Genomic DNA, 24259 nt, shown 5'->3' on the forward strand with positions numbered 1-24259 from the left:
AGTATGTCATTGGCTTTTTTCAATTCTGCAATTTCTTTCTGCAGTTCCTCGACAGTTTTTGGTTCTTCTGGTGATTTTTCTTTCTTTTCTTTTGTTTTTCTTTTCTTTCTCCAGTCAATTATGGTTGCGTAGTTTATGCCCAGCTGCTGTGCTGCCTTCTTTGGTCCAATCTCATCTGAAAGCGAAATTGCTTCTTCCCTGAATTCTTTGCTGTACCTTTGCATTCGAAATACCTCTCTTTATTTTCGTAAAATTTTAGGTATTTTTCGACTGCACTTTTATTGTATCCTTTCATTTTGAATCTTTAAAATCTGCTGTTTCTTTATCCAATGGAACTAAAATGCCTTGTCTTGGTTTTGGAACCTGGCAGAGTTTGGACGGAGATGAGGCGTACAATGCTGTTTTGTCGGCTTTAAGGCTTGGTTATCGTCATATTGATACGGCGACGGCTTATGGTAACGAGAAAAGCGTCGGCAGGGCGGTTGCTGATTTTTTGAAAGAAGGTTCTGTTAAGCGTTCTGAGCTTTTTATTACGACAAAACTTTGGAACGAAGAGCACGGTTACGAAAATACTCAAAAAGCCATTGTGCGTTCTTTGGAGAAACTGGGGCTGGATTATGTCGACTTGTATTTGATTCACTGGCCAAATCCGCTGAAATTTCGTTCATGGTGGCAAAAAGCAAATGCCGAAAGCTGGAAAGCAATGGAAGAAGCCTATGAAGCCGGCAAGCTTAAGGCTATTGGTCTTTCTAATTTTTGTGAGCGTCATATTGATGAACTTTTAAAAACTGCAAAAATAAAGCCTATGGTCAACCAGATTAAGGTTTGTCCTGGTCAGCCGCAGACCGAACTTGCTTCGTACAGCAGAAATCTGGGAATGGTTGTTGAAGGCTACAGCCCTCTCGGAACTGGCGGAATTTTTAAAAATGAAGAAATTCGGCAAATTGCGGAAAAATATGGCCATACAATTGCCCAGGTTTGCATTCGCTGGAGTTTGCAGCAGAATATTGTCCCTCTTCCAAAAAGCGTAAATCCAGAGCGAATCGAAGAGAATTCTAAAATTTTTGATTTTGAACTGTCCGTTGAAGACATGAATAGAATTGCGAATTTGAAGAATCTTGAAATCAAGCCTGCCAGAAATCCTGACGAAGCGGAATTTTAGAAAAATTTAGCTTTAAGTATGAAGTGTGCCTTTAAAAGTTGGAGACAATTTTTGAAAGTACACTTTTTTTTATGCTTATTTAATTTTATTTTTTGTAAAGTTCTGGAAGAAAATCCTGATGTCTCTAAAAAAATACTGGAAATGCTTTTAAACATAAAAATCGATAGAATTGAAAAAACTTGCTCGGAATATTCTCTTAAAACAGATTTTGATTCTCATGGTGTTCGGTTTGATGTCTACGTAAAGGATGGAACTGGACGTTGTTTTGATATTGAAATTCAGACTTCTAAAGTGACGAAACTTGCAAAGAGGGCAAGATATTATCAGGGGTTGATGGATGTTGACAATATTCAATCTGGTGGAAATTATGAAAGTTTAAAAGAAAGTTATGTAATTTTTTTATGCATGGGTGATGCTTTTGGTTATAATCTTCCTGTTTATACATTCCGCTATATTGCGTTAGAAGACAAAGCAATAGAGATGGGAGATGGGACTGTTAACGTCTTTTTTAACGCAGGTATGTATGATAAAATGGAGTCGGAGAATATGTTCTTAAAAATTGCATAACGCAGAAAACTTCAGTTTTCAAGGAATGCAATTCCGTCCACGTTGTGGACAGTTTAATCAGGACAGTTTTCAAAGAAAACTGTCAGTTAAAATAAAATGCACTATTTTTGCGTTTTATTTTAACCATTCATTTTTTAAGTACCTGTGTGGAAAAGCATCAAAAGATAATTTTACAGACAGGCTTTCTGCATTGGTCGAACGTGTAAAAATGAATGCCCAATGGAGGCACAGATATATGACATGGGAACAGGAAATGCGAATACAGGCGGAAGAACGTGCTCAGGAACTTGCACCTGTGATGGCACAAGAACTTGCAAAAAATTTGGTCAAAGAAGAAGTTGAAGAAAAAACTCGTGAAACTGCTAGAAAAATGCTTTCTAAAAATATTCCAGAAGATGTTGTTGCGGAGTGTAAAGGGCTGAAACTTTCTGATGTAAATAAACTCCTGAAAGGCTGATTATTTTATTCTGGCTTAAAAAAATTGCGGAGCGCGCGGAAAGGTTATGCAGTTTTTTTGGGCTGTCTTACGCCGGACATAAAAGCCTTTAGTTGCCGGCGGATGCCGGCAATGAGCGGTTAGCGAAGCTGGAATGGCCGGTCGCGGGAAGTTGATGCCGTCCAAAAAAACAGCGGAATTTTCTTCCGCCGTTTTTTTTGTTTTTATTCCCAGCCGAATGTTGCCGGTGGTTTGTTTGTTGCATCGAAATACAATGCGTCTACAAACGGCAGGGCTGCAATCTGACGGATAATTTCTTTTAATACGTCCATTGGAAGCCATGCAAAACGGGCTGTCATAACGTCTTCCGAGCAAACTGGGCGCAATACAAAGCTTGCTTTTTCTTTTGACGAGGCATAAGGCAAATCGATTGTAAGATGCTGGAAAATTGAGCTGTAAAGACCGTTTTTGTGCAATTGTGTTAAAACGATGTTGTCTACTTCGCGCAACTGGTCGAGCCGTTCTTTTGTACAGTAGCCTTCCTGTATTTTTAGGTCTTCGTCTTTTAATTGAGGATTCTGGTACAGCTTAAGAATTGTACGGTTCAAAAATTGTGAACTGTTTGTAATTCTTGAAGAGCAGCTTTCGACTTTTTCGCGTTTTGCTGGAATGTGGTAAAATCCGTTGCCTTCGTTTTTGAAAGCGAGGCAGGCCGGAAAACGGTATGTCCTGAAATCTCCCTGCACTCCGACTGAGCGTACTGGCAAAACTGAGCGCTTTAATTCTGATGTGCAATTTGGGCAAAACTGGTCGATTACTACGCTGTCGAGTTCTTTTTGAGCTTTTGCAAGTTCTTCCTTGTCGTTGTCTGTAAATGTACCGTCAGAGCAGAGCACATTGATTGAAAGGCCTGGACCTGGGAAAGGATGGCGCATTACGAGCTCGTCTGCAAGTCCGAGTTTTTTTCCGATTGAGCGGACTTCGTCTTTGTACAAATCCTTAAGAGGCTCGATAATCATGCCCTGTTCAATGAGTTTTTGAATCCCTTCTACGCGGTTGTGATGAGTTTTTATTGTCTTGCTGTTTTTTGTTCCGCCAGATTCGATTATATCCGGATAAAGTGTTCCTTGTGCAAGCATCCATTTGTCTTCGTCAAGATTCTGTTCTTTTACGAAAGCGTCGCGCACAGTTATAAAATTTTCGCCGACTGCCATTCTTTTTTTCTGTGGGTCAGTAAGGCCTTTGATTGCATTTAAAAAACTCTCTGAAGCGTCTTTTACTACAAAATTTTTGAATCCGTGGTCGTGATATGCCTTTTCGACATTTTTTGATTCGTTTTTGCGCATAAAACCGTTGTCGATATGAAGTCCCAGAACTCTGTCCTGTCCGAGAGCTTTGTTTAAAAGCGCAAATGCAACTGTCGAATCAACGCCGCCGCTCAAAAAGAGAAGGACGTTCTTTGTTCCGGCATCTTTTTTTATTGTTTCTGTAATGTGCGAAAGAACTGTGTCCTCGTCCCAGTTTATTTCCATTCCGCAGAAATCTGCGAAATTTTTAAAGATTTGGTTGCCTTCTGGAGTGTCTTTTACTTCGCAATGGCACTGGAGCGAAAATCTTTTTTTTGCAAGGTTTTGAAGTGCTGCAAATTTGCAGTCTTTTGTTGAGCCGATAACCTCAAAGCCTTCTCCTGGTTCTAGAACTTCGTCCTGATGGCTCATCCAAACCTGAGTTTCTGAAGATATGCCTTTTAAAAGCGGTGAATTTTTACCTTCCTGGGTTTGAATTAAAGTCGCATGTCCAAATTCTCCAGTGTGCGCTTTGCCGACTTTGCCGTTGTATGACTGTGCCATAAGCTGATGTCCGTAGCATAATCCAAGAATTGGCAGGTCAAGGGTTAGAATTTCTTTATTGAAGTCAGGAACGTTTTCTTCATAAACGGAAGATGGTCCGCCACTTAGAATGATTCCTTTTGCATTTTCAAAAACGGAAAGTTCTGCGCTTGGAAGTGCAATTTCTGAATAATATCCCATTGCACGAAAACGCTTTGCGATAAGATGCGCATATTGTGAACCGAAATCTAGAACAACGATTTTAGAACGTGACATTTTTTCTCCAATAATAATGAAGTTTGCAACGCAAACTTTTAAAGATAAAAACAAGAATAATTTGCTTTCGATTATAAATTATTTTGAATAAATAATAAACGGGTTTTGAAAGGATTGTGTTTTGCTATCAAAAAAATATGGCGTTCAAAAATTAAAGGCTGTGTTTTTTTAGTTTTGTCAAATATTCGCTCAGTTCTTTTAAAACTTTTTGGGTAACCTGCTGGTTTGATTTTACGAGAAACCTGAAATTTTTACCGCGGATTTTTACGAGTGTAGTGTCGGTTATTGCTGTTGCTGTGGAACTCCGTGGTTTTACGAGAATGCAGTTTAATTCGCCAAAAAAATCGCCACGGTAATAAAATAAAGTGTCTTCGTACTCGCTTCTGTCGAGTTTTATGCAGCCTTTTAAAATATAGTAGGCAAAAGTGTTCTGGTCTCCTTCCTTGTAGAGCTTTTCGCCTGGCGCAAGGTAGGTGAGCGCAATCTGGTTTGCGAGAAGAAAATCCGGACGTATAAAAAGAGTGCGCTTTAATTTTTCTGAAAAAGTCGAGTCTTCTTTTTTGGGAAGAAGATAAAGTTCTCCAAGCAGAAGCTCATCAAAAAACTGACAGACAAAAATGTACTGGGCAAAAAACATAAAAAATACGAAGAAAAAAAAGATGTCCAATAGCAAGACGATTACGTTTCCGAGCACGCCGTAAATCAGGTTATATCGGCTTATATTGATGAATGAATGCAAAATCGTTCTAAAAATCCAGAAACTGACTGTGCAGACAAAGCCTGACAGAAGACAGAGCCGGAATTTTGGTTTTGTGCCTGAGCCGATTTTGTACATTAAAACGACGACAATAAAAATAAAGAGGTTAAAAAGCGATGTAAGAAATTTTCCGTTTAAAATGCTGTCGTAAATAAAATCTAATTGCGGAAAACGCTCAAAAAATGGAAGCTTTAGGATCGTTTTTATCGACATATAGGCGAACAAAAAACTTACGATTATTGAAACAAAAATAAATTCAAAGACAAATGCTAGAATTTGGTTAAAAAGCGCGCGCCGTTGCTGCTGGTCGTGAAAAATATTTCTCATGGCGGCAAAGACCGAAGCAAAGAGCCTGCGCGCCATCCAGACAATAAAAAATAAAAGAAGAAATTCCAGTGTGCTGAATTTTTTTGGTGTTTGGAAGGCGGAAATTACGCTTCGTGGATCAAAATATTTTTGAAGTTCGGGAATAGCGCTGTAGATAGATGTGAGCAGTTCTGGAGAAGCGTGCAAAAAACGCACTGCGATCAAAATCGTCATTAAAAGCACCGGAACTACAGAAAAAATAAGGTCAAACGAGCAGGCACTTGAATAACTTAAGAGACCGTTTTGAAAGAACAACTTAAGGTTGAGAAAAACGCTCTGTGCAAAAGTTACAATGGTGACTGCCCGTTTTTTCATCAGAGATTACAAAATTAGAAATCTGCGAGTTTTGGAGCGCGTGGGAACGGAATAACGTCGCGGATATTCTGCATTCCTGTAACGTAGAGCAAAAGACGCTCAAATCCAAGTCCGAATCCTGAATGAGGAACTGTGCCGAATTTGCGCAAATCAAGATACCAGCTGTAATCTTCCGGTTTTAAACCGAGTTCCTTGATTCTGTTTAAGAGCTTGTCGTAGTCTTCTTCGCGTTCTGAACCGCCGATAATTTCGCCAAGTCCTGGTACAAGAACATCGACTGCTTTTACAGTTTTTCCATCGTCATTTGCCTTCATATAGAAAGCCTTGATTTCTTTCGGATAGTTGTAAACCATTACCGGGCATTTGTAGATTTTTTCTGTCAGATAGCGTTCGTGCTCTGTTGCCAAATCGCAGCCCCAGTATGGCTTGTATTCAAAATCTTCGGCATGTTTTTCGAGTTCTGCGATTGCCTCTGTGTAAGAAACGCGCTTGAAAGGAGTTTCTACAACGTGGCGCAGAGTGTCGATTACGCCAGGCTGAATTCTCTTGTTGAAGAATTCCATATCTGCTGAACATTTTGTCAAAGCCCAGTTTAAAAGATATTTGATAAAATCTTCCTGAATGTCCATGTTATCTTCGAGGTCGAAGAACGCCATTTCTGGTTCGCACATCCAGAATTCTGCCAGGTGGCGGGTTGTATTTGAATTTTCTGCACGGAAAGTAGGACCAAAGGTGTAAACACGGCCGAGGGAAGTTGCCATAGTTTCTGCTTCGAGCTGTCCGGAAACAGTAAGGCTTGCTTTTTTTCCGAAAAAGTCCTTGTTGTAGTTTACAAGTTTTGAAGCGTCGTCTTTTTTCATTCCGGCAGCGCCTTTTTCAACTGCGATTTCTGCGAGTTTTTCTATTGAAAGTGTTGTAATCTGGAACATTTCTCCAGCGCCTTCGCAGTCAGAACAGGTGATTTCTGGAGTATTTATGTAGTAAAAACCGCGTTCCTGAAAGAATGTGTGCAGGGCAAACGCCATCTGGCTTCTCATTCTAAAAACTGCGCCGAAAGTATTTGTGCGGGCGCGCAAGTGCGCATTGTCACGCAAAAATTCCATCGAAGCGGCTTTTTTCTGAATCGGATAATCTGAAGGGCATTTTCCCAAAACTACGAGTGTTTCGAGATTTACTTCGACAGACTGGCCTGAAGCAGGAGATTCGATGAGTTTTCCTGTAGCCTTGAGCGAAGCGCCTGTCGAAAGGTCTTTTAATGCTTTTTCGATATTTTCAGAATTCTGTGGATTTGCCGGATTTGTGCGGTCGAAAGTAAGCTGAATAGAAGCGAAGCAGGAACCGTCATTTACCTGGATAAAAACAAGGTTCTTTGAATCGCGGACTGTACGTGCCCAGCCACAAACTGTAACCGGGCGACCGTCTGGTGCGGATGTTAAAATATCCTTAATAAGTTCTGTTTTCATAATCCATTAGTATAGCGAATTTTAACAGGTGTTTCAACGAGCAGTTGCGTGTGCTTTTTTTGATTGAGCCTTATTGCTTTAAAAGTTTTTTGTCTATTTTTTCGCGGCGGCTGTTCATGTTGTAGTCAAAAAGCGAATAGCCGATTTTGTTCATTTTTTTTAAGAGTTCTACATAGCGTGTTCCTGGAAGAACTTTTTCGGCTTCTTCCATATAAATGCCGCATTTTTGAGTGTCTTTCTGTTCAAAATAAAACTGCGCAAGGTTTATGTTGCAATAATATTTGTCGTAGCTGGAAACTGCATATTTTTGCGCTTTTTTGAAAAATTCTCCGGCTTTTGAATTGCTTCCTCCTCCAACTGCCGGAGCGTAATAATACCACCAGCCGCTTAAGGTAAGGGCAAACGGCATTTGCGGATTATTTTTTACGACAACCGCATAATCTTTTTTTTCCTGAAGTCCGACTGTTATTGAAGCGGAGCGTGGCAAAAACTGCATCATTGAATTTGTAATATCGGCGGAAGTAAGGACAAACCACGGATTGAGAGTTTCGGCGGTTTTTCCTTCGGAATATTTTGTAAGCCGTTCGTACTGCGGTCTTAAAATTGGTTCCATTTTTGGAGAATGCATGTCTTTTTCGTATTCGCAGTTGTACTGTGCGGTTGCGAGCATATTTGTGCAGACAATCTGCGCTTCTTCGCTGAATGAATTGATTTTTTCGTTGATAGATTCTCTGTAAGAAATAATTTTTTCTATGCATTCGTCGGCTGTTGCGTATGAACGCAGCGTAAGGCGAAAATCGAAAATTTCTGAAATAAGAGTGTTTTCGGCTTCTGAAAATTCGGCTGCAAAAGTTTTTTGTGCAAAGCTGAATGTGAGTATTGCGCTTATGGCGAAAATTGCTTTTTTTAAGTTTTTCATTGTGGCTTTAGAATATAAAATTAACGGAAATTTTTAAAGATATGTGAAAAAATGCCGCTCTGACAATTGTTTTTAGCCCGGATTGCAGCAGCACGCAGTGTCCGCCTCTGGCGGATGAGCGGAAGCGGAACTGCGGAAAGCCGGTTTGAAAACTGAATTTGCTCCAAAAAATTTTTACTTGAATATAGCATATAAAAAGTGTTATAGTTTCTTTTATTATGGAGAACAATACTAAAAAAGTAATTCCAATTTTTTTTGCAACTGATAATAATTATGTTCCTTTTTTGGCGGTTGCACTGACTTCGCTTTTGGACAATGCTTCTAATGATTATTTTTATAAAATTTATATTTTGACGACAAGTCTTAAAAAAGAATATATTGAACAGTTAAAGTTGATTTGCCGCGATGCCCGTCCTGACGGTGTTTCTATTGATTTTGTTTCTTTGACCGAAGAAATGGATAAGTCTTCTGGAAATTTTCATTTGCGCGATTATTATTCAAAAGAAACTTACTGCCGCGTTTTTATTCCGAGGGTTTTTCCTCAGTACGACAAAGTTATTTATCTGGACTGCGACATTGTTGTAAAGGGCGACATTTCTGAATTTTACAATATCGACATTGGCGACAATATTCTCGGTGCTGCCAGCGAAGAAGTTATGATGGAATATGACGTTTTTGGCGACTATGTTGAAAAAGCGCTTGGAATTCCGCGTGAAAAATATTTTAGCGCCGGTGTTCTTTTAATCAATGCAAAAAAATACCGCGAAGATGACATTGAAACGAAATTCATTGACTTGATGAATACTTATACATTCCGTGTTACCCAGGACGAAGATTATCTTAACGTTTTGTGTTATGGAAAGGTAAAAATGGTTGATTTGGGATGGAATAAATCTTCGTTTAAGTCTGACAAATTCGACGACAAAAATCTCAAGCTTATTCACTACAAAATCAACTGGAAGCCTTGGCATTATGACAACGTTTACTATGAAGAGCATTTTTGGAATTATGCGCAAAAGACTTTTTTGTACGATGCAATTTTAAAAATCAAGGCTGACTATACGGAAGATTTGCACGAGCGGGACAGGCTTGCATTTGAAAATCTTGTAAAAATGGCTATTGAAGATTCAAACGATCCGAACAATTATTGTAATTCGCAAAAAATGAAGGCTTAAAATAACCGGAAACGGAGTTTTGTATGGAAAATCAAGTGGAAATTCAAAAAGATCCCGGCAGACTTGCGATTATCGAAAAAATAAAGCAGTTTGAGAGGGAAGAACGCTGGGCTCAGGACGTTGAGGACGATCCGCCGACAATTCCACTTAGGCCGGAAATGGTTGATTATCTGAACGAAAAGATTTTGAGCCGTTTTTGGATGAAATTTGCAAATATCCTTGCACGAAACTTTATAAATTCACTTTTGCGCAAAAAAATCATGATTTTGAAGGAAGTGAAAGGTCTTGAGAATTACGTTGAAATGAAGAGAAAAGGTGCGATTATTACCTGCAATCATTTTAACGCAATGGATAATTTTGCCGTTTACAAAGCAATCGAAAAACATGTCTATCATCGCGAACTTGTAAAAGTATGCCGCGAAGGAAATTATACGAATTTTCCGGGTTTTTACGGATTTCTTTTTAAGCATTGCAACACTTTGCCTTTGAGCAGCGTTGCTTCCACAATGAAAAATTTTATGCATGCTGTAAAGACTTATCTTGCGCAGGGCAGACAGATTTTGATTTATCCTGAGCAGGCGATGTGGTGGAATTACAGAAAGCCGCGGCCTCTTGCTTCTGGAGCGTTTAAGATGGCTGCCGAAAATAATGTTCCTGTCATTCCGTTTTTTATTACGATGCAGGATTCTGACATTGTTGATTCGGACGGTTTTTTTGTTCAGGAATATACAGTGAATATTCTAAAACCGATTTTTCCAAAAGAAGAGCTTTCTGTGCGCCAGAATGCCGAATTTATGAAAAACGAAAATTATTCTGTCTGGAAAAAAGTTTACGAAGAATTCTATGGAATTCCTCTCGTTTATTCTGAAGAAGAAAAATAGTTATGGCGGACAGGCGAAAAATAATTTATTACAAGGATGAATTGAACGACGAGTTTTCTACTGCCGTTATTGTTCCTCGAAAAATCGACGAGACCTGGAATTACGGTGGCCGCGGTTTTTGCTGGAACCTCATTCATTTTTTTATTTACAGAGTTATTGCCGTTCCTGTCGCGTGGTCTTACCTGAAGCTGAAATTTTCCCACAAAATTGTAAACAGGCAGGTTTTAAGGCCTTATAAAAAGCAGGCTTTTTTTGTTTATGCAAACCACACCAACGTCTTTGCAGATCCTCTTGTTCCGACCTTTGTCTGCTGGCCAAAAGACGCAATGGTTATTGTCCACCCGAACAATGTTTCAATTCCTGTTTTGGGAAGATTTTTGCCTTATGTCGGGGCTCTGCCTTTGCCCGATAATTTGAAGGCCGGCCGGAATTTTATGGAAACGATAAAATTTCATGTTTCTAAAAAACGTGCAATAATGATTTATCCAGAGGCGCATATCTGGCCGTTTTATACGAAAATCCGCGGTTTTTTGGACAGTTCATTTAAATATCCTGTTGAATACAATACGCCGGTTTTTTGCTTTACCAATGTCTATAAAAAACGGCGTTTTTCAAAAAATCCAAAAATGGTGACTTATGTTGACGGTCCGTTTTTTGCTGACGAGAATTTAAGTCCAAAAGAAAAACGCAGGTCGCTTAGAAATCAGGTTTTTGAGACAATGTGCGAACGCAGTAAACTCAACGAAGTTGAATTGATAAAATATGAAAAATTGGAGAACACTGAACAATGAAAAACATTCTTTTTTGCGGAAACTATAAAGTTTTTGACGGAATGCTTTCTGCAATGCTTTCTATTTTTAAGAGAACCGAATCAAAAGAACCGTTTTCTTTTTTTATTTTTACAATGGACGTTTCTTATCTAAAGGCTGATTATACTCCGCTTACAGATTCTCAGGCTTTGTTTTTGGACAGCCTTGCAAAAACTTATAATCCGGAAAACTGCGTTAAAAAGATTGATGTTACGGATATTTATAAAAAAGAATTTGACAGCTGTCCGAACGAGCAGTGTTATTGTTCGCCTTACACTTTAATCAGACTTTTTGCCGACCTTTACGAAGAACTTCCGGAAAAAATCCTTTATCTTGATGTTGATATTCTTTTTAACCGCGATATTGACCTTTTGTGGAATACAGATATTGAAGGCTTTGAATATGCGGCGGCCCGCGACCATTACGGAAAATTTTTAATAAATCCGAATTTTATCAATGCTGGCGTAATTTTATTTAATTTGAAAAAATGCCGCGAAACCAAACTTTTTGAAAAATGCCGCGAGCTGATAAAGACAAAAAAACTTGTTTTTGCGGACGAAAGTGCGATAATCCGCTGCACTACAAAAAAGAAAATGCTCAGCCAGCGTTTTAACGACCAGAAATTTTTATATAAAAATACTGTAATCCGTCATTTTTCTAAGCGGCTTTTTTGGACTCCTTATCCGCATACTGCAAACATAAAGCAATGGAGCGTTACTAAAGTCCATAAAATTTTTGGCTATGAGAATTTTGATGATATTCTTTACGAATATATTTATCAGAAAAACAAATTTGAAAGGGAATTTAATAAAAATTAGATTTTTGAAGGCGCGTTTTTTTTAGCTGATTTTTTGCAATTTAGCGCGCAGTAAAAATTTTGCACGCCAAATTGCCGTGGTTTTAAAATGATTTTTCTGTTTCTTCTTTTGCTGTAACTTTTGAACTGAAATATGCAAGGAAAATTCCTGTCAATGCGCAGAGCAGACATGCAATTCCAGAAAGAACGCCGGAAATTCCTTTTATTCCAGGAAAAAGCTGGATTGCAGAGCCTGCAATAAGCCCGAAAATTACGGCATAGGTCTGGTTTGGAGCAATTCTAAGAAAAGTTTTTACAATCCAGGCTCCGCACAAAAGTCCTGCCAAAACTCCGATTCCATTTGGAAGCAGGAGAAAAAAAGCCCGCAAGGTTTGTGACGGAACAAAAAGTGCCGGAATGCTTTTCATTACAATCGGATAAACTCCCATAATCAGCATTAAAAGCGAACCCGAAATTCCTGGGATTATCATGGCGATTGCTCCGACAAAGCCTGCGGCAAAAATGTGCAGCGCAAGCGGAAATGTCCATTGCGGAAGCGATTTTGATATTTCTTTTGCGGTATCAACGTCGCTTCCTAAAAGTCCGAATCCAATCAAAACTGCAAAACCTGCAAGCGCGCAGATTACGACAGAAATTGTTTTTTTTGCAGTAAATTTCTGTCCGTCCTGTTTTTTTGTCATAAAAGAAAAAAGCATTGGAATGCTTCCGATTATAAGTCCTGTAAAAAAATAATCTGTCTGAACCGGAAAATTTTCGTACAAAACCGTAATCAGTTTGCTAAAAAGAAGAACTCCGAGAGCCATTCCTCCGACAACAGGAATTACAAAGCGCCTGTTTTCGATAAGTTTTTTTATATTCAGTGTGATCGCATTTACAAAACGGTCATAAATGTTAAAGACAACTGCCATTGTGCTGCCAGAAACTCCAGGAATTACATTTGCCATTCCGATTGCAATTCCTATAAACAAAAGTTGTACCATATTTATAAAAATCTCCCATATCTCCTGTGAATTTATTGGAAATTTAAATCTTGTTTGTTTTCGTCCTCAAAAAATTTTGTTTCCTTTTTTATAACATGCCTTATCATAAAGACAAAAAATATGATTAAAGCGACAAAGAGCACGATTCCTATGATTTTATAAACAACAGACGCACCTTCGCCAATAAATCTAATTAAATGGTAAAGAGTTGAACAGCTTACGAGAGCGGCGATTGAATCGTATAAAAGGAATTTTTTGAATGGAAGACCGACAAATCCCGAACTCATCCACAGTGTGTTTCTGACTCCGAAAGGAATAAAGCGGCAGACGATAAATGTTCTGAATCCATAGTCGTCTAAAGTTTTTGCAACAAGCCTGATTTTGTTTTCGGTAAGCTTTTTTCGGATTTTTTTGAATTGAAACATTCCTTTTGAAAGAAAATATCCCCACCAGTAAACCATTATGTCGCTTATGAAAATTCCAAGATAAAGTGAAATCCATGTTGGAATTACAAGTGAACTGTCAGAAAGCGTAACTCCAGCAGACAAAACGATTACAGCGTCTTCTGAAACCGGAAGGTTAAATCCAGCAAGAATAAGAAGAGAAAAACATACTAATGGCCAGTAAGGAATATGTGCTGTAAAAAAGTTCACCAAAGAATTCAGCATGATTATTCATTGTGCTTTAAATTTCTGTCAGTTGCAAGGGATTTATCCAGATGATAAAATTAAAAAGATATTAAAAATCAGACGAGGGATGAATTTTGCCGTTTATGGCAAAATTCAACGCTTTTTCTGAAAAACAGGAAGATTTATGTTAGGTGTTTACGATTACACGGTTATTTTGACCTACCTTTCAATTATTTCGGCAGTTATTGGAATTTGCTGCTCTTTTAATGCGCAGCTTGTTTTGGCATCTATAATTTGCCTTATGCTCTGCGGTTGCCTCGATGCTTTTGACGGAAAAGTTGCACGCTCAAAGCCGAACCGCACGGATTTTGAAAAAAAATTCGGAATTCAAATAGATTCTCTTTCGGATCTGGTCGCTTTTGGTGTTTTGCCAGCCTGTATCGGAATCAATCTTGTAAACAATTCTCGTTTTATCGCAAGATTGACTGGCAGAACTCATTATTATGGTTTTTTAAAGGACGTTCTCATAATAATCTGTATTCTTTATGCTCTTGCCGCCGTAATTCGCCTTGCTTATTACAATGTTCAGGAAGAAGCCCGTCAAAAGGAAGAGGACGGAAACCGTGAATATTTTACAGGAGTTCCTGTTACGACTGCGGCTATTGTTTTTCCGTTAATCTATCTTTTGCAGCTTGCAAACAAACTTGATTTGACATTTGTCTTTATGTTCTTTATGGCACTTGTAGGTTTTCTTTTTATTTCTGAGAAAAAAATCCGCAAACCTGGATTTAAGCACCTTATGATTTTGATTGTTCTCGGTCTTGTCGAAGCTGTTTTGATGGTTTTGTGCAAGATTTTCTTAAAATAAAAAAAACAAAAGAATAAGTAATAAAATCATTCAAAAATTATTTTAAGCATAAAAAAGGCTGTCCTTTGTGAAGATTAGAAGTAATCAACTAAGGACAGCCTCTTTTTTTGTCTGGAAGTTTATTTTACTGAATTGTCTTTCAATATTTGCAGTTCAGACTATTTTACTTCCAGTTTGATGTTTGAGTATTCGATGTATGCAGAGCGAACTGTGTACAATCCTGCGTAAACCCATTTTGAATCAACTTCTGTGAGCTTGGCGTTGAAAGTTGCTGTATCTTTTCCGAATTTTACGGTATAAGTGTCGCCGGACTTTGTTATTGAGAGGTCTATTTTTGTTCCTGCAGCCGGGAATTCCTGTTTCTGCACTGTGTTTTCGTTCAAAGTTCCGTCGAGGCGGGCAAATGTTGAGCTCCAGGCTCCTTCGCCTTTTGCAAGTTTTAAGCAGCCTGCGGCAACGTAATCGCTTTTTACCTGATTGTCGTATTTGTCGATATGAACATCATCGCGAACCATAAGTCCGAAAGAAACCTGATTGTTTTTTGTTGCGTTCAAAACTGTTGCAGTTGCAGAAATCGTAAAGTCTTTATTTGCAGGAATCTGCTGAAAGTAAAAAGCCAGACCGTCAGAACCTGAAGCGATTTTTCCAGCAGCTGTTTTTCCGTCTTTTGTTCCGGAATGCATTACAACTTTTCCGTTTTCTTCTGTGATTTCGTAAATATCCGGATTTGCAATTTTTTCAATTCCGCCCATGTCGCCAAAAACGGTTCCATACCATGGAGCTGTTGTTTCGAATGTTGTGGACTTGTCAGACGGAGCAAATTCAGAATAAACAGGAATTACGTACTGTGGATTTGGAACTAAAAGTTCTTCTGTCGGCTCCTTGTTTTCTTTATTGAGAAGCTTTGCAAAGTTTTTGTCTGCTGCGGCAATCTGCTCTATAACGTGGTAAGCCAGAACCGAAGCTCCGTAAGTGTTAAGGTGAGTGTTGTCTACAGAAGCAGGCTTGTGTCCGAGCCAGGCATGGAATTTTACAGTGCCGTCATCGCCGAGTTTTTCGTAAAGCTCTTTTGTGTAGGCTGTATTGTCAACAACTAAAACGCCGGTTTCTTTTCCGAGCTCACGGATTGCTTTTGGATAATCTCCGCCCTTAAACTCAGGCGTGTCCTTTGTAATATGAACATAAGAGCCTTCGTATGCTTTGCCTGGAGCGCGGCGAACGATTGGCGTGCACAAAACTGGAGTTGCCTTTTTGTCCAGTGCAACTTTGATGTAATTTTCGTAAAGGCTGTTTTTAAAAGAACCTTTTTCTTCTTTTGAGCCATTTGGATTTGTATAGCGTGCTTCTTCTGTTTTTTCGTCGTTATGACCAAAACCGATAACAAGATAGTCGCCTTTTTTAATATTCTGAACGAGGGTCTTGTAATTTGCTTCTGTCAAGAAACTTTTTGAAGAGCGGCCTGACATTGCAAGGTTGATAACTTCAACTTTTTTTGGATTTAAATAATTCTGAAGTTTTGTTCCGATTCCGTAGCGAGGGTAGTAGTAAGGGTCGGAAAAAGAACTGAAAGTCGAATCTCCGACAACATAAATTTTTTTGCCTTTTGTGCTTGCAACCGAAGTGATTGCTTCAACTTTTTCAACTTTTTCGTTATCGGCAATGCTTTTTTCGAGGGCAAATGCGCTTAAAGACATTCCGGCAAAAATGGCCAGAGACGCAGCAAATAATTTTTTCATTTTATACTCCAAAAGATAAAATTTTCTATAATTCTAAATCTTTTTTTTTAGAATTTCTATCTGAGAAAAAAAACGAAAATTTGTATTTATAAGACTTTTTTGGGCGTCTGTCTGCCTGCGGCAGCCACCGCGTCTTTCACGGCTACGACCAAACGCCTTGCGTTTGTTTTCGCTGCGCTCACCGTTACAGCCGCTGACGCATTGTTTAAGAACGCGGCAGAGACCTGGAGGGCGGCAAAGCCGTTTGCGGTTGCTTGCAACCGTAAATGCAGGCGAAAGCCGGAACCCGTAATGGCTCGGTTTTTGCATAGCAAAAAGCCGCCCAGATATGAAATTTATTCTGGAATGTATCGTGCCCGGTTTTTGTCTGTTTCAAAAACGTCAACCTTGCTTATTCTTCGGTTCGAGTTTTTTGAAAGATCCAGGCCTTTTTCTGAGAGGACTTTGAGCATATTTTTGTAAATGTAAACGGCGATTCTTTCTGCGCTCGGGTTCTGGTCAAAGATTGCAATGTCGTTTAGGTTTGTGTGGTCGATTTTTGACAGAACTTCCTTGAGCGCGGTTTTTAGAAGTGTAAAGTCCAAAAGCATTCCGCCTTCGTCAAGTTCGTTTCCTTCTACGTGGACGTAAACCTTGTAGTTGTGTCCGTGAAGGTTTTCGCATTTTCCGTTGTAGTCGCGCAAAAAATGGGCCGCGGCAAAATCGTCAGTTATTCGTACTTCAAACATTTTTTTCTCCGCCTGCGTTTTCTTTTTGGTTGAATTTTTCTTCTTCGGCCTTCCAGTCGTAACTGTCAATCCAGCGGATTACCGGATCTCTCCAGTCGTCTGCGGCGACTCCTTCGAGCAGGTAGCGTTCGTACATAAACGAAATGTATTCCTTTATTGAAGAAACGTCTTCCGGTTTTATGAGTTCTGTGCTCAAAAACATATCGTTTATAAAATTTGTTGCGTCGTTTGGCGAAAAGAGCGAAGGGAAAAGTTTTGTAATCATGTAAAGTGCCGCCGGAATGCAGTTTACAGAATGCTGCTTCATATACAGGACAGATTCTGCAATTTCGATTGCTTCGTTGTAGAGTTCCGTGTTTTTTTGGAAACATTCTGCGTCGCTCAAACCGATATTTTTAAATTCGCGCTTAAAAAAGACTTCTGTCAGGGCTATAAGCGCAATGTGCAGGCTTGGAACGCACAGAAGATGAGGGTCGAAAGCGTGGATTACTCTAAAATGAAAATTTTCTTTGTAGAGGGGGCGCTCTGTTGTGGAAAGCGAGTGGTGGTACATCCGGCTTGCTTCGCTGTAAACTTTTGTTGCTGAACTGAACCACGCGTTGCAAATTGGCGCGGCTTTTTTTAAGCCAAAGCGTCTTATGAGCATTGTAAGAGGGCGCAGAAAAAGGTTGATAAAATCCATATAGATGTAGACTTTTGACGGTGTAAAAGGAATTTTTTTGTCTAATGGAGAGTCGACCTTTACGATTGGAATATGGTAGAATCCCCATTTTTCCAGAAATTGTGTTCCCAAATAGCTTTTTGTAACTGTGTGCAGAAATTTCCACGAGACTTTTGCAGTTCTTGGCGACCACAAGAGCCGGAAATATGGATATATTCCACTGAATGATTTTAATTCACGGTTTGCAAATTTCTGGTCGCGCTTTTCTTTTCTTGTGAGCTTTTTGTCAGCCATTAAAAACTTCCTTTGCTATTGCTACGGACTGCATTGCATCTTTTGAGTAATAGTCCGCGCCTATTTGTGTGGCATAATCGGCTGTTAAAACAGCACCGCCTACCATTATTTTAACAGATTTTCCTATTTCTTTTAAGGCTGAACGCAGTAAAAGAATTGTTTTTTCCATATTTGTAACTGTTGTCGTCATAAGGGCGCTTAGGCCTACGAGTTTTATGTCGTGTTCTATGACGGTCTGTATTATTGTTTCGGGCGGAACATTTTTTCCGAGGTCGATTACTTCAAATCCGTAGTTTTCGAGCATTGCCCTGACAATGTTTTTTCCAATATCGTGAATGTCGCCAAAGACTGTCGCAATTACAATTGTTCCTTTTGATTCTTCTGCCATTCCTGTTTCTTTGAGAAATGTTTTTATAACTTCAAAGGCATAGCTTACCGTGTCTGCGCTCAAAAGAAGTTGAGGCAAGAATTTCTGACCTTTTTCAAAATCTTTTCCGACCATGTCGAGAGCAGGAACAATGCAGCGGTCAATTATCGAGACAGCCTTTGCTCCTTCTTCGAGCATTTTTTTTGTAAGCGGAGCGGACTGGTCCTTAAAACCTTTGTAGATTATGTCGATGAGATTTTTTTCGTCCGTATTCAAATCTTCAGGAAGCTGCGAATATTCGTTTTTCGGGCTTTTTGCTTCCTGTGCGGTTTTTGCAGGTGTTCCGGCGTTTATTGCAGAAAGCTGTTCCTGGGTTACGTTGTAAAGTGGAGCTGTGGTTCCGTTGTATTTTTGAATGTAATCAAGGCAGTTTTCGTCAAAATTTGCAAGCGCCCTGTAGCCGCAATAAGTTTCCATCATCGGCTGGCTCAGAGGATTTATTATGCAGGCGTCAAGGCCGGAAAAAAGAGCCATTGCAAAAAATCTTGAATTGATTATGTCGCGGCGTGGAAGTCCAAAACTTATGTTTGAAACTCCGAGAATGAATTTTAATCCGTCTTTTCCAAATTCATCTTTTAAAAGCGAAATCGCACGGCAGGTTTCCAGCGCCTCTTTTTGCTGCGAACTGACTGTCAAAGTCAATGTGTCGATTACGATGTCGCGGGTTGGAATTCCGTATTTGTGTGCTTCTGCAATAATTTTTCTTGCGACATTTGCCCGTCCTTCTGCTGTCGGCGCGATTCCGTTTTCATCAATGCACAGCGCAACGACTGAACCGCCGTAATGCTTTACAAGAGGAAATATTTTGTCCATGACGTCTTTGCGGCCGTTTACGGAATTTATAAGGGCTTTTCCGTTGTAGTAGCGCAGGGCTTTTTCAATAACCGGGGCTTCCGAAGAGTCGATTTGCAGGGGAGTTGAAAAGGCGCCTTGAATCGTCTTGACCGCATCAACCATCGTCTGGGCTTCGTCAATTCCTGGAAGTCCTACATTTACATCAAGAATTTGTGAACCTGCGTTTATCTGGCTTTCTGCTTCTTCGAGCACAAAATTCATATCATGCGCTTTTAAGGCTTCTTTTACTTTTTTCTTTCCGGTCGGATTGATTCTTTCTCCGACAATCATTGGACCTGCGCTTCCGCCAATTTGAACTGTTCTATTGTAAGAGCATATCAGGGTGCTGTCTTTGTCGTCCGGCATTTTTGGTTTTACAGAACCTGTTTTTTCGATTTTTTCAACAAGCGCTTTTATGTGTTCTGGCGTTGTTCCGCAGCAGCCTCCAAGAACGCAGGCTCCGTTCAGACGGTTTTTCTTTTGGCTTTCGGAGAATTCTTTTGGCTCAACAAGAAAAACTGTTTTTCCATTTTTTACGACAGGAATTCCTGCATTCACTTGAACAATTACCGGAGTGTGCGAATATCTCAGGAAGTCAGAAGCAAGTTTTTCTCCGTCTTCGAGCGAGCCTCCGCAGTTAAAACCAAGTATATCAACGTGCAGGGATTCAAGATAAGTTACAACTGTTTGAACGTCGGCTCCGGTCAAGGTGCGCAGATTTTTTTGAAAAGTCATTGACGCGATAATTGGGAGCTTTGTGTTTTCTTGAACTGCAAGAACTGCGGCCTTGACTTCGTGCAAATCGGCCATTGTTTCAATCAGCGCAACGTCGTAACCGAGCTTTTCCGCAAGAATTGCAGTTTCTTTGTAGGTTTCGTATGCCTCGTCAAAAGTCAAATCGCCCATTGGCTCCAAAAGTCTTCCGATTTGAGAAGTGTTCCAGGCTTTGAAATGTGGACGGGCAATTCCTTCTGCTTCGATTTCCGAAATTGCCTCTTCCATTATTTTTATAGAAGAAGACAAATATTTTTCCGTTGAATAGCGTACGTTTTTTAATTTTAGCGGCAGCGCGCCAAAAGTATTTGCTGTCAGAACATTTGAGCCGGCTTTTAAATACATTTTGTGAATATTTTTGATTATTTCTGGATGCTCAACAGAAACATCTTCTGGAATATCATAATCGCAAATGCCGGATGCCTGAATCATTGTGCCCATTGCACCGTCCATAAAGACTGGCAGACCGTTGGAAAACTGTTCGCTTAAAAAACCTCGGAAATCTTTCTTCATAATCAGAAAAGTTTAATAAAATTTTTGATGACGTGCAATTATTGCCGCAAACGGAGTAGCAAACGGCGGATTTTTTTCAAAAGTTCATAAAAAATGTGTGTTTTTTATTATTTGTTTACAATTATATTTATATGGAAAAAGTGAAATTTTCAAAAACGCCCAGGACAAGAATTTCGTTCTTTTTTCTTTTTCTGATGAATTTTTTCCGTCATGTTGAAGTTTTTTTTCTTGGTGGTGAAGAATGCCTGTGCTGCGGAAAAAACAGCGGAATAATTCCTGTTTGTAAAATTTGTCTTCAAAAACTTTTTGTTGCGGACGGAGATAGACGCTGTTCGGTCTGCGGAAAAACTCTCGTAAGCGAAATTGAACTTTGTTCGTCTTGCCGGAGCCAAAAAATTCTTTTTAGCGTGGATTCTTCTTTTTCTCTTTTTTCGTATCGGCTTTGGAAGAAAAATCTTCTTTTTGCCTGGAAAACTGAAGAAAAAAGAGTCCTTTCTCCGGTGTTTGCCTCGTTTGCTTTTAAAAAAATTGCAGAAATTTCACAATCCTGGAATTCTAAAGGTTTGATTTTGCCTGTTGTGCCAGTTCCTCCTCGTCCTGGAAAAATTCGCCAGAAAGGCTGGGATCAAATTGACGAGCTTTGCTTTTATTTGCGGAATTTGTATGGAATTGAGATTTTGCCTTTTTTGAGGCGGCTTACCCGTTTTCAGCAGAAAAAATTGAATCGCCTGCATCGTCTTGAGCAGATAAAAAATGCCTTTGTTCTGCGTCCGCAAAAAGAAATTCAAAAATTATTAAAATCTCTTCCGGAAACTGTGATTCTTCTTGACGATGTTATGACCACAGGAAGCACTCTCGAAGCCTGCGCTTTTGAATTAAAAAAGGCTGGAATTAAAAATGTTATTGCGTTGACTTTGTTTATTGTTGATTAGGTTTGATTTTCTATTGGTTTGACGGTATAATTCTTAATAATTCGACTTTAATGTTGACTATTACAATATAAAAATAGAGGTGCTTAATATTATGAAGGAAGAAATTCCAGGTTATACAGTAGCAGAAGCGGTAAAAGAAGCGCGCCGTTGTCTTAATTGTCCAAAACCGCTTTGCCGTACAGGTTGTCCAATCGAAAACGAAATTCCTCAGTTTAACCATGCGCTTGCTCAGGGAAATATTGGCGAAGCCTACAGAATCATCTCTCAAAAGAGCAATCTTCCTGCAATTTGCGGACGTGTTTGTCCTCACGAAAATCAGTGCGAAGGGCATTGTGTTCTTTATAAATCAGGAAAAGGAATAAAAATCGGTCGTATTGAAAAATTTATCGCAGATTTTTATTCAGAAAATCAGCTTTCTTCAGAAAAATTAGTTCCAAAGACTAAAGGTAAGGTTGCTGTAATCGGTTCTGGTCCTGCAGGTCTTACTGTTGCCGGTGATTTGGCACGCAAAGGCTACAATGTTGTAGTTTATGAAGGCGAAGCAGAACCGGGCGGTGTTTTGCTCTATGGAATCCCAGATTTCCGTCTTCCAAAAGAGGTTGTCCGCCGCGAAATTAAAAATATCGAGGCTCTTGGTGTAACTTTTGTGTGCAATACAAGGGTCGGAACAGATATTACAATCGATAAAATGTTTGAAGAAGGTTTTGAAGCCGTATTTATCGGTGCTGGAACATCTGTTGCAAAAGGTCTTGGAATTCCTGGCGAAAATTTGAAGGGCGTAATTCAGTCTTCATATTTCCTCAGAATGACACGTCTTTTCCTTGATGAAAAAGTTGACCGTACCGAAGTTCCTGTTGAAGAAGGCGACAGAGTTATCGTAATCGGGGCAGGAAATGTTGCAATGGACGCTTGCCGCACTGCTGTTATGATGAAGGCTTCTTCTGTTGTCGACTGCTACCGTCGTACAATTGAATTTATGAAGGCTGCGCATGCAGAATACGATGGAGCTGTAAAAGACGGTGTTGATTTTAAATGGGAATACACACCGCTCGAAGTTGTCGGCGAAAACGGAAAAGTTACCGGTCTTAAGGTTTCAACTCCGGAAGGAGAAAAAATTCTCCCGGCAGACAAGATTTTGATTGCCGTTGGCTCAAAGCCTGCCGGCATTGTAATTTCTTCGACAACTGGAATCGATGTGGATGAATCCGGATATGTAATTACAAAACAGACTCCTTACGGCATGACTACAAAAAATGGTGTTTTTGCTGGTGGCGACATTGTTCACAAGCCTGCGACTGTTGTTCTTGCAATGCGCGAGGCAAAAAAAGTTGCACAGGGAATTGCGGATTATATCGAAGCAAGAAAACTTCTTGGAGTTTAAGTTTTAAATTAGCTTGGAAAATAAATTCTCAAAATAAAGAGGTTAAAAAATGGCAGAAGGAACTCAGATTCAACTTGTAACATTTCAGCTTGGCGAGGAGCTTTATGGCGTTGATATTATGGACGTAAAAGAAATTGTAAAGGTCTGCGATGTACGCCAAATTCCGAATGCTCCTTATTATGTTGAAGGTATCTTTAACCTCCGAAGCGAGATTATTCCTGTAATGAACTTGCACAAGCGTTTTCAGATTAAAAAACTTGAAACTTCCTCAAACGAAGAAGAACTCGACGGCGGTTTTATTATTTTGAATATTGACAACAACAAGATTGGAATTATCATCGATAAAATCGCCAGAGTTGTAACCGTCGACATGTCGGAGGTAAAAGATCCTCCTCAGATGATTAGCGGAATTGGAACTGAGTACATTCAGGGTGTAATCCGTCAGGAGAACAATTATCTTATCATGCTCAATATCCGCAAACTGTTTAATCCAAAAGAACTTCAGAAAATTTTTGATTCAGAATAGATTGTTTTGGATTAAATCCGCGCCTTAAAAAAGGCAATAGATTAAAAAATAGGTTTCAGTAAAAAAATGATTCAAACATTCAGTTCTACGATACGCAGAAAAGAGATGGATGCGGTTTTAACCTGTATGGTTGACGAAAAAACTGGTCCGGGAGAACTTAATTCAAAATTTATCCAGGCGTTAAAGGAATTTTCTGGTTGTGACGGTGCCGTTGCCTTTAGAAGTCCTTCAATTGCCCTTTCTTATGCGCTAAAAGCACTTGATTTGCCTGAAAATACTTCTGTTATGATCAGCGCCCTGGCTCCTTTTTGGCAGTATGATGCAATTCAAAAACTTGGATATAAACCGCTTGTTCTGGACGTTGAAGAGCAGACTGGTCTTGTAAATGCAGAAATCGTTCAAAAAGGAATAAGCGACGGCGGAAGGCTCTTGATTTTGCACGAGACAATGGGAATTCTTCCTCAAATCGAGGAAATTATTTCGCTTGGAATTCCTGTAATCGAGGATATTTCCCATTCTTTCGGGGCGGTTTTGCCGGAAAAAACAGAAAATGCCGAAACTGAGGAAAATTCAGAAAAAAAAGCCGGCAAAAAACTTGAGAGAAAAGCAGGCTCGTTTGGAATTTTTTCGATTCTTGGGCTTGAAGAATTTGATACTGTGACTGGCGGCGGCGGTGCTGTTTTGATGGCTCCTCAGCGCCGGGAATGGATTGTTTTAAAAAAATATACAGATTCTGCTCCACGAACAGATATTTTGCCAGATATAAACAGTGCTCTTGCGTTTATTCAGCTAAAGGAATTCAACAGAAACGAGCAGGCAAGAAAGACTTTGTTTGCAGTTTTTCAGCGTTCTTTGATGAGTGGAAAAAACAGAACTTTTGTGAGGGACAGCGACGAGGCTTCTACAATCTGGTCTTTTCCTGTTGTTTTGAACGGAAGCGTAAAAGACGTAAAGCAGTATGCTTCTAAAAAAGAAATTGAAATTCAGCCTGCATATTCTGACAGCGTAATCGCCCATCTTGATGAGTCTCAGTTGAAGGATTTAAAGACAGCAAAGGCTTTGAATTTAAGGACGGTTTTGTTTCCTTTGTATCCGCGGCTTGGTTCAGAATCTGCCACAAAAATTGCAAAAGTTTTGGGAACTCTGCCGTAATAAAAATTGCAATAAAAAGTCGGTCCTAAAACTGAAGTTTTAATCGTGACTT

Annotated in this window: 23 protein-coding genes; 12 read left to right on the top strand and 11 right to left on the bottom strand. The window is 39.5% G+C overall.

Features of this window, described 5'->3' with window-relative positions; translation table 11 throughout:
* Positions 1-224 (bottom strand): transposase (locus B5D47_RS06565; protein WP_078931044.1); only part of this gene is annotated, 224 nt, incomplete at its 3' end.
* Between the two features lie 116 nt (positions 225-340).
* On the opposite strand from B5D47_RS06565, the gene B5D47_RS06570 reads away from it, so the two are divergent.
* The 3 genes from B5D47_RS06570 to B5D47_RS11300 all read left to right on the top strand — a co-directional run bounded on the left by B5D47_RS06570 (position 341) and on the right by B5D47_RS11300 (position 2186).
* Positions 341-1162 carry an aldo/keto reductase gene (locus tag B5D47_RS06570; protein WP_078931045.1) on the top strand — a complete coding sequence of 274 codons (822 nt, stop codon included), beginning with the start codon at positions 341-343 and terminating at the stop codon, positions 1160-1162.
* A gap of 18 nt (positions 1163-1180) precedes the next feature.
* Positions 1181-1729, top strand: a complete 549-nt coding sequence (locus B5D47_RS06575; protein WP_078931046.1) for an Rpn family recombination-promoting nuclease/putative transposase — start codon at positions 1181-1183, stop codon at positions 1727-1729.
* Between the two features lie 235 nt (positions 1730-1964).
* Positions 1965-2186 carry a hypothetical protein gene (locus B5D47_RS11300; RefSeq protein ID WP_143592621.1) on the top strand — a complete coding sequence of 74 codons (222 nt, stop codon included), beginning with the start codon at positions 1965-1967 and terminating at the stop codon, positions 2184-2186.
* A 203-nt stretch (positions 2187-2389) separates the two neighbouring features.
* Here the strand turns inward: B5D47_RS11300 and guaA are convergent, their stop codons facing one another.
* The 4 genes from guaA to B5D47_RS06600 form a co-directional block, all read right to left on the bottom strand.
* Positions 2390-4270: a glutamine-hydrolyzing GMP synthase gene (gene guaA / locus B5D47_RS06585; protein ID WP_078931048.1), complete on the bottom strand. Its 1881-nt coding sequence runs from the start codon at positions 4268-4270 to the stop codon at positions 2390-2392.
* Positions 4271-4421: 151 nt separating this feature from the next.
* A complete protein-coding gene (locus tag B5D47_RS06590) occupies positions 4422-5708 on the bottom strand; it encodes a YhjD/YihY/BrkB family envelope integrity protein (RefSeq protein WP_078931049.1) in 1287 nt (428 codons plus the stop codon).
* 14 nt (positions 5709-5722) lie between these two features.
* Positions 5723-7171 carry an asparagine--tRNA ligase gene (gene asnS / locus B5D47_RS06595; RefSeq protein ID WP_078931050.1) on the bottom strand — a complete coding sequence of 483 codons (1449 nt, stop codon included), beginning with the start codon at positions 7169-7171 and terminating at the stop codon, positions 5723-5725.
* A gap of 70 nt (positions 7172-7241) precedes the next feature.
* The gene (locus tag B5D47_RS06600) at positions 7242-8090 is read right to left on the bottom strand and encodes a hypothetical protein (protein ID WP_078931051.1); all 849 of its coding nucleotides are present in this window, start codon (positions 8088-8090) and stop codon (positions 7242-7244) included.
* A gap of 218 nt (positions 8091-8308) precedes the next feature.
* On the opposite strand from B5D47_RS06600, the gene B5D47_RS06605 reads away from it, so the two are divergent.
* From B5D47_RS06605 to B5D47_RS06620, 4 genes are read left to right on the top strand one after another with little or no spacing between them, the layout of a single operon-like run.
* On the top strand, positions 8309-9265 hold the full coding sequence (locus tag B5D47_RS06605; RefSeq protein ID WP_078931052.1) for a glycosyltransferase family 8 protein: 957 nt from the start codon (positions 8309-8311) through the stop codon (positions 9263-9265).
* Positions 9266-9288: 23 nt separating this feature from the next.
* Positions 9289-10146: a lysophospholipid acyltransferase family protein gene (locus tag B5D47_RS06610; RefSeq protein ID WP_078931053.1), complete on the top strand. Its 858-nt coding sequence runs from the start codon at positions 9289-9291 to the stop codon at positions 10144-10146.
* A 2-nt stretch (positions 10147-10148) separates the two neighbouring features.
* Complete coding sequence (locus tag B5D47_RS06615; protein WP_078931054.1) at positions 10149-10937, top strand: 1-acyl-sn-glycerol-3-phosphate acyltransferase; 789 nt, start codon at positions 10149-10151, stop codon at positions 10935-10937.
* Positions 10934-11773 carry a glycosyltransferase gene (locus B5D47_RS06620; RefSeq protein WP_078931055.1) on the top strand — a complete coding sequence of 280 codons (840 nt, stop codon included), beginning with the start codon at positions 10934-10936 and terminating at the stop codon, positions 11771-11773. Before B5D47_RS06615 ends, B5D47_RS06620 begins: the two co-directional genes overlap by 4 nt.
* An 82-nt stretch (positions 11774-11855) precedes the next feature.
* On the opposite strand, the gene B5D47_RS06625 is transcribed toward B5D47_RS06620, so the two are convergent.
* Both B5D47_RS06625 and B5D47_RS06630 read right to left on the bottom strand, forming a co-directional pair.
* The gene (locus B5D47_RS06625) at positions 11856-12752 is read right to left on the bottom strand and encodes a DUF368 domain-containing protein (RefSeq protein ID WP_234969949.1); all 897 of its coding nucleotides are present in this window, start codon (positions 12750-12752) and stop codon (positions 11856-11858) included.
* A gap of 32 nt (positions 12753-12784) precedes the next feature.
* Entirely contained in the window at positions 12785-13420 is a 636-nt protein-coding gene (locus B5D47_RS06630) for a DedA family protein (protein WP_078931057.1), read from the bottom strand.
* A 145-nt stretch (positions 13421-13565) separates the two neighbouring features.
* Between B5D47_RS06630 and B5D47_RS06635 the strand changes: the two genes are divergently transcribed.
* Positions 13566-14249, top strand: coding sequence for a CDP-alcohol phosphatidyltransferase family protein (locus tag B5D47_RS06635; protein ID WP_078931058.1), 684 nt, complete (start codon positions 13566-13568; stop codon positions 14247-14249).
* A gap of 158 nt (positions 14250-14407) precedes the next feature.
* Here the strand turns inward: B5D47_RS06635 and B5D47_RS06640 are convergent, their stop codons facing one another.
* The 4 genes from B5D47_RS06640 to B5D47_RS06660 all read right to left on the bottom strand — a co-directional run bounded on the left by B5D47_RS06640 (position 14408) and on the right by B5D47_RS06660 (position 20216).
* Positions 14408-15985: an SGNH/GDSL hydrolase family protein gene (locus B5D47_RS06640; RefSeq protein ID WP_234969951.1), complete on the bottom strand. Its 1578-nt coding sequence runs from the start codon at positions 15983-15985 to the stop codon at positions 14408-14410.
* Between the two features lie 335 nt (positions 15986-16320).
* Entirely contained in the window at positions 16321-16713 is a 393-nt protein-coding gene (gene queD, locus B5D47_RS06650; RefSeq protein ID WP_078931060.1) for a 6-carboxytetrahydropterin synthase QueD, read from the bottom strand.
* On the bottom strand, positions 16706-17668 hold the full coding sequence (locus tag B5D47_RS06655) for a hypothetical protein (RefSeq protein ID WP_078931061.1): 963 nt from the start codon (positions 17666-17668) through the stop codon (positions 16706-16708). Before B5D47_RS06655 ends, queD begins: the two co-directional genes overlap by 8 nt.
* Positions 17661-20216 (bottom strand): homocysteine S-methyltransferase family protein, encoded by a 2556-nt coding sequence (locus tag B5D47_RS06660; protein ID WP_078931062.1) that lies wholly within the window; start codon positions 20214-20216, stop codon positions 17661-17663. Before B5D47_RS06660 ends, B5D47_RS06655 begins: the two co-directional genes overlap by 8 nt.
* A gap of 131 nt (positions 20217-20347) precedes the next feature.
* Between B5D47_RS06660 and B5D47_RS06665 the strand changes: the two genes are divergently transcribed.
* The 4 genes from B5D47_RS06665 (at position 20348) to B5D47_RS06680 (ending at position 24207) form a co-directional block, all read left to right on the top strand.
* On the top strand, positions 20348-21148 hold the full coding sequence (locus B5D47_RS06665; protein ID WP_143592622.1) for a ComF family protein: 801 nt from the start codon (positions 20348-20350) through the stop codon (positions 21146-21148).
* 91 nt (positions 21149-21239) lie between these two features.
* Positions 21240-22529: an NAD(P)-dependent oxidoreductase gene (locus B5D47_RS06670; protein WP_078931064.1), complete on the top strand. Its 1290-nt coding sequence runs from the start codon at positions 21240-21242 to the stop codon at positions 22527-22529.
* A gap of 49 nt (positions 22530-22578) precedes the next feature.
* On the top strand, positions 22579-23055 hold the full coding sequence (locus B5D47_RS06675) for a chemotaxis protein CheW (RefSeq protein ID WP_078931065.1): 477 nt from the start codon (positions 22579-22581) through the stop codon (positions 23053-23055).
* Positions 23056-23121: 66 nt separating this feature from the next.
* Positions 23122-24207, top strand: a complete 1086-nt coding sequence (locus tag B5D47_RS06680) for a DegT/DnrJ/EryC1/StrS family aminotransferase (protein WP_078931066.1) — start codon at positions 23122-23124, stop codon at positions 24205-24207.
* The last annotated feature ends 52 nt before the right edge of the window (positions 24208-24259 follow it).

It is taken from the genome of Treponema berlinense (genome assembly GCF_900167025.1).
GTDB lineage: Bacteria > Spirochaetota > Spirochaetia > Treponematales > Treponemataceae > Treponema_D > Treponema_D berlinense.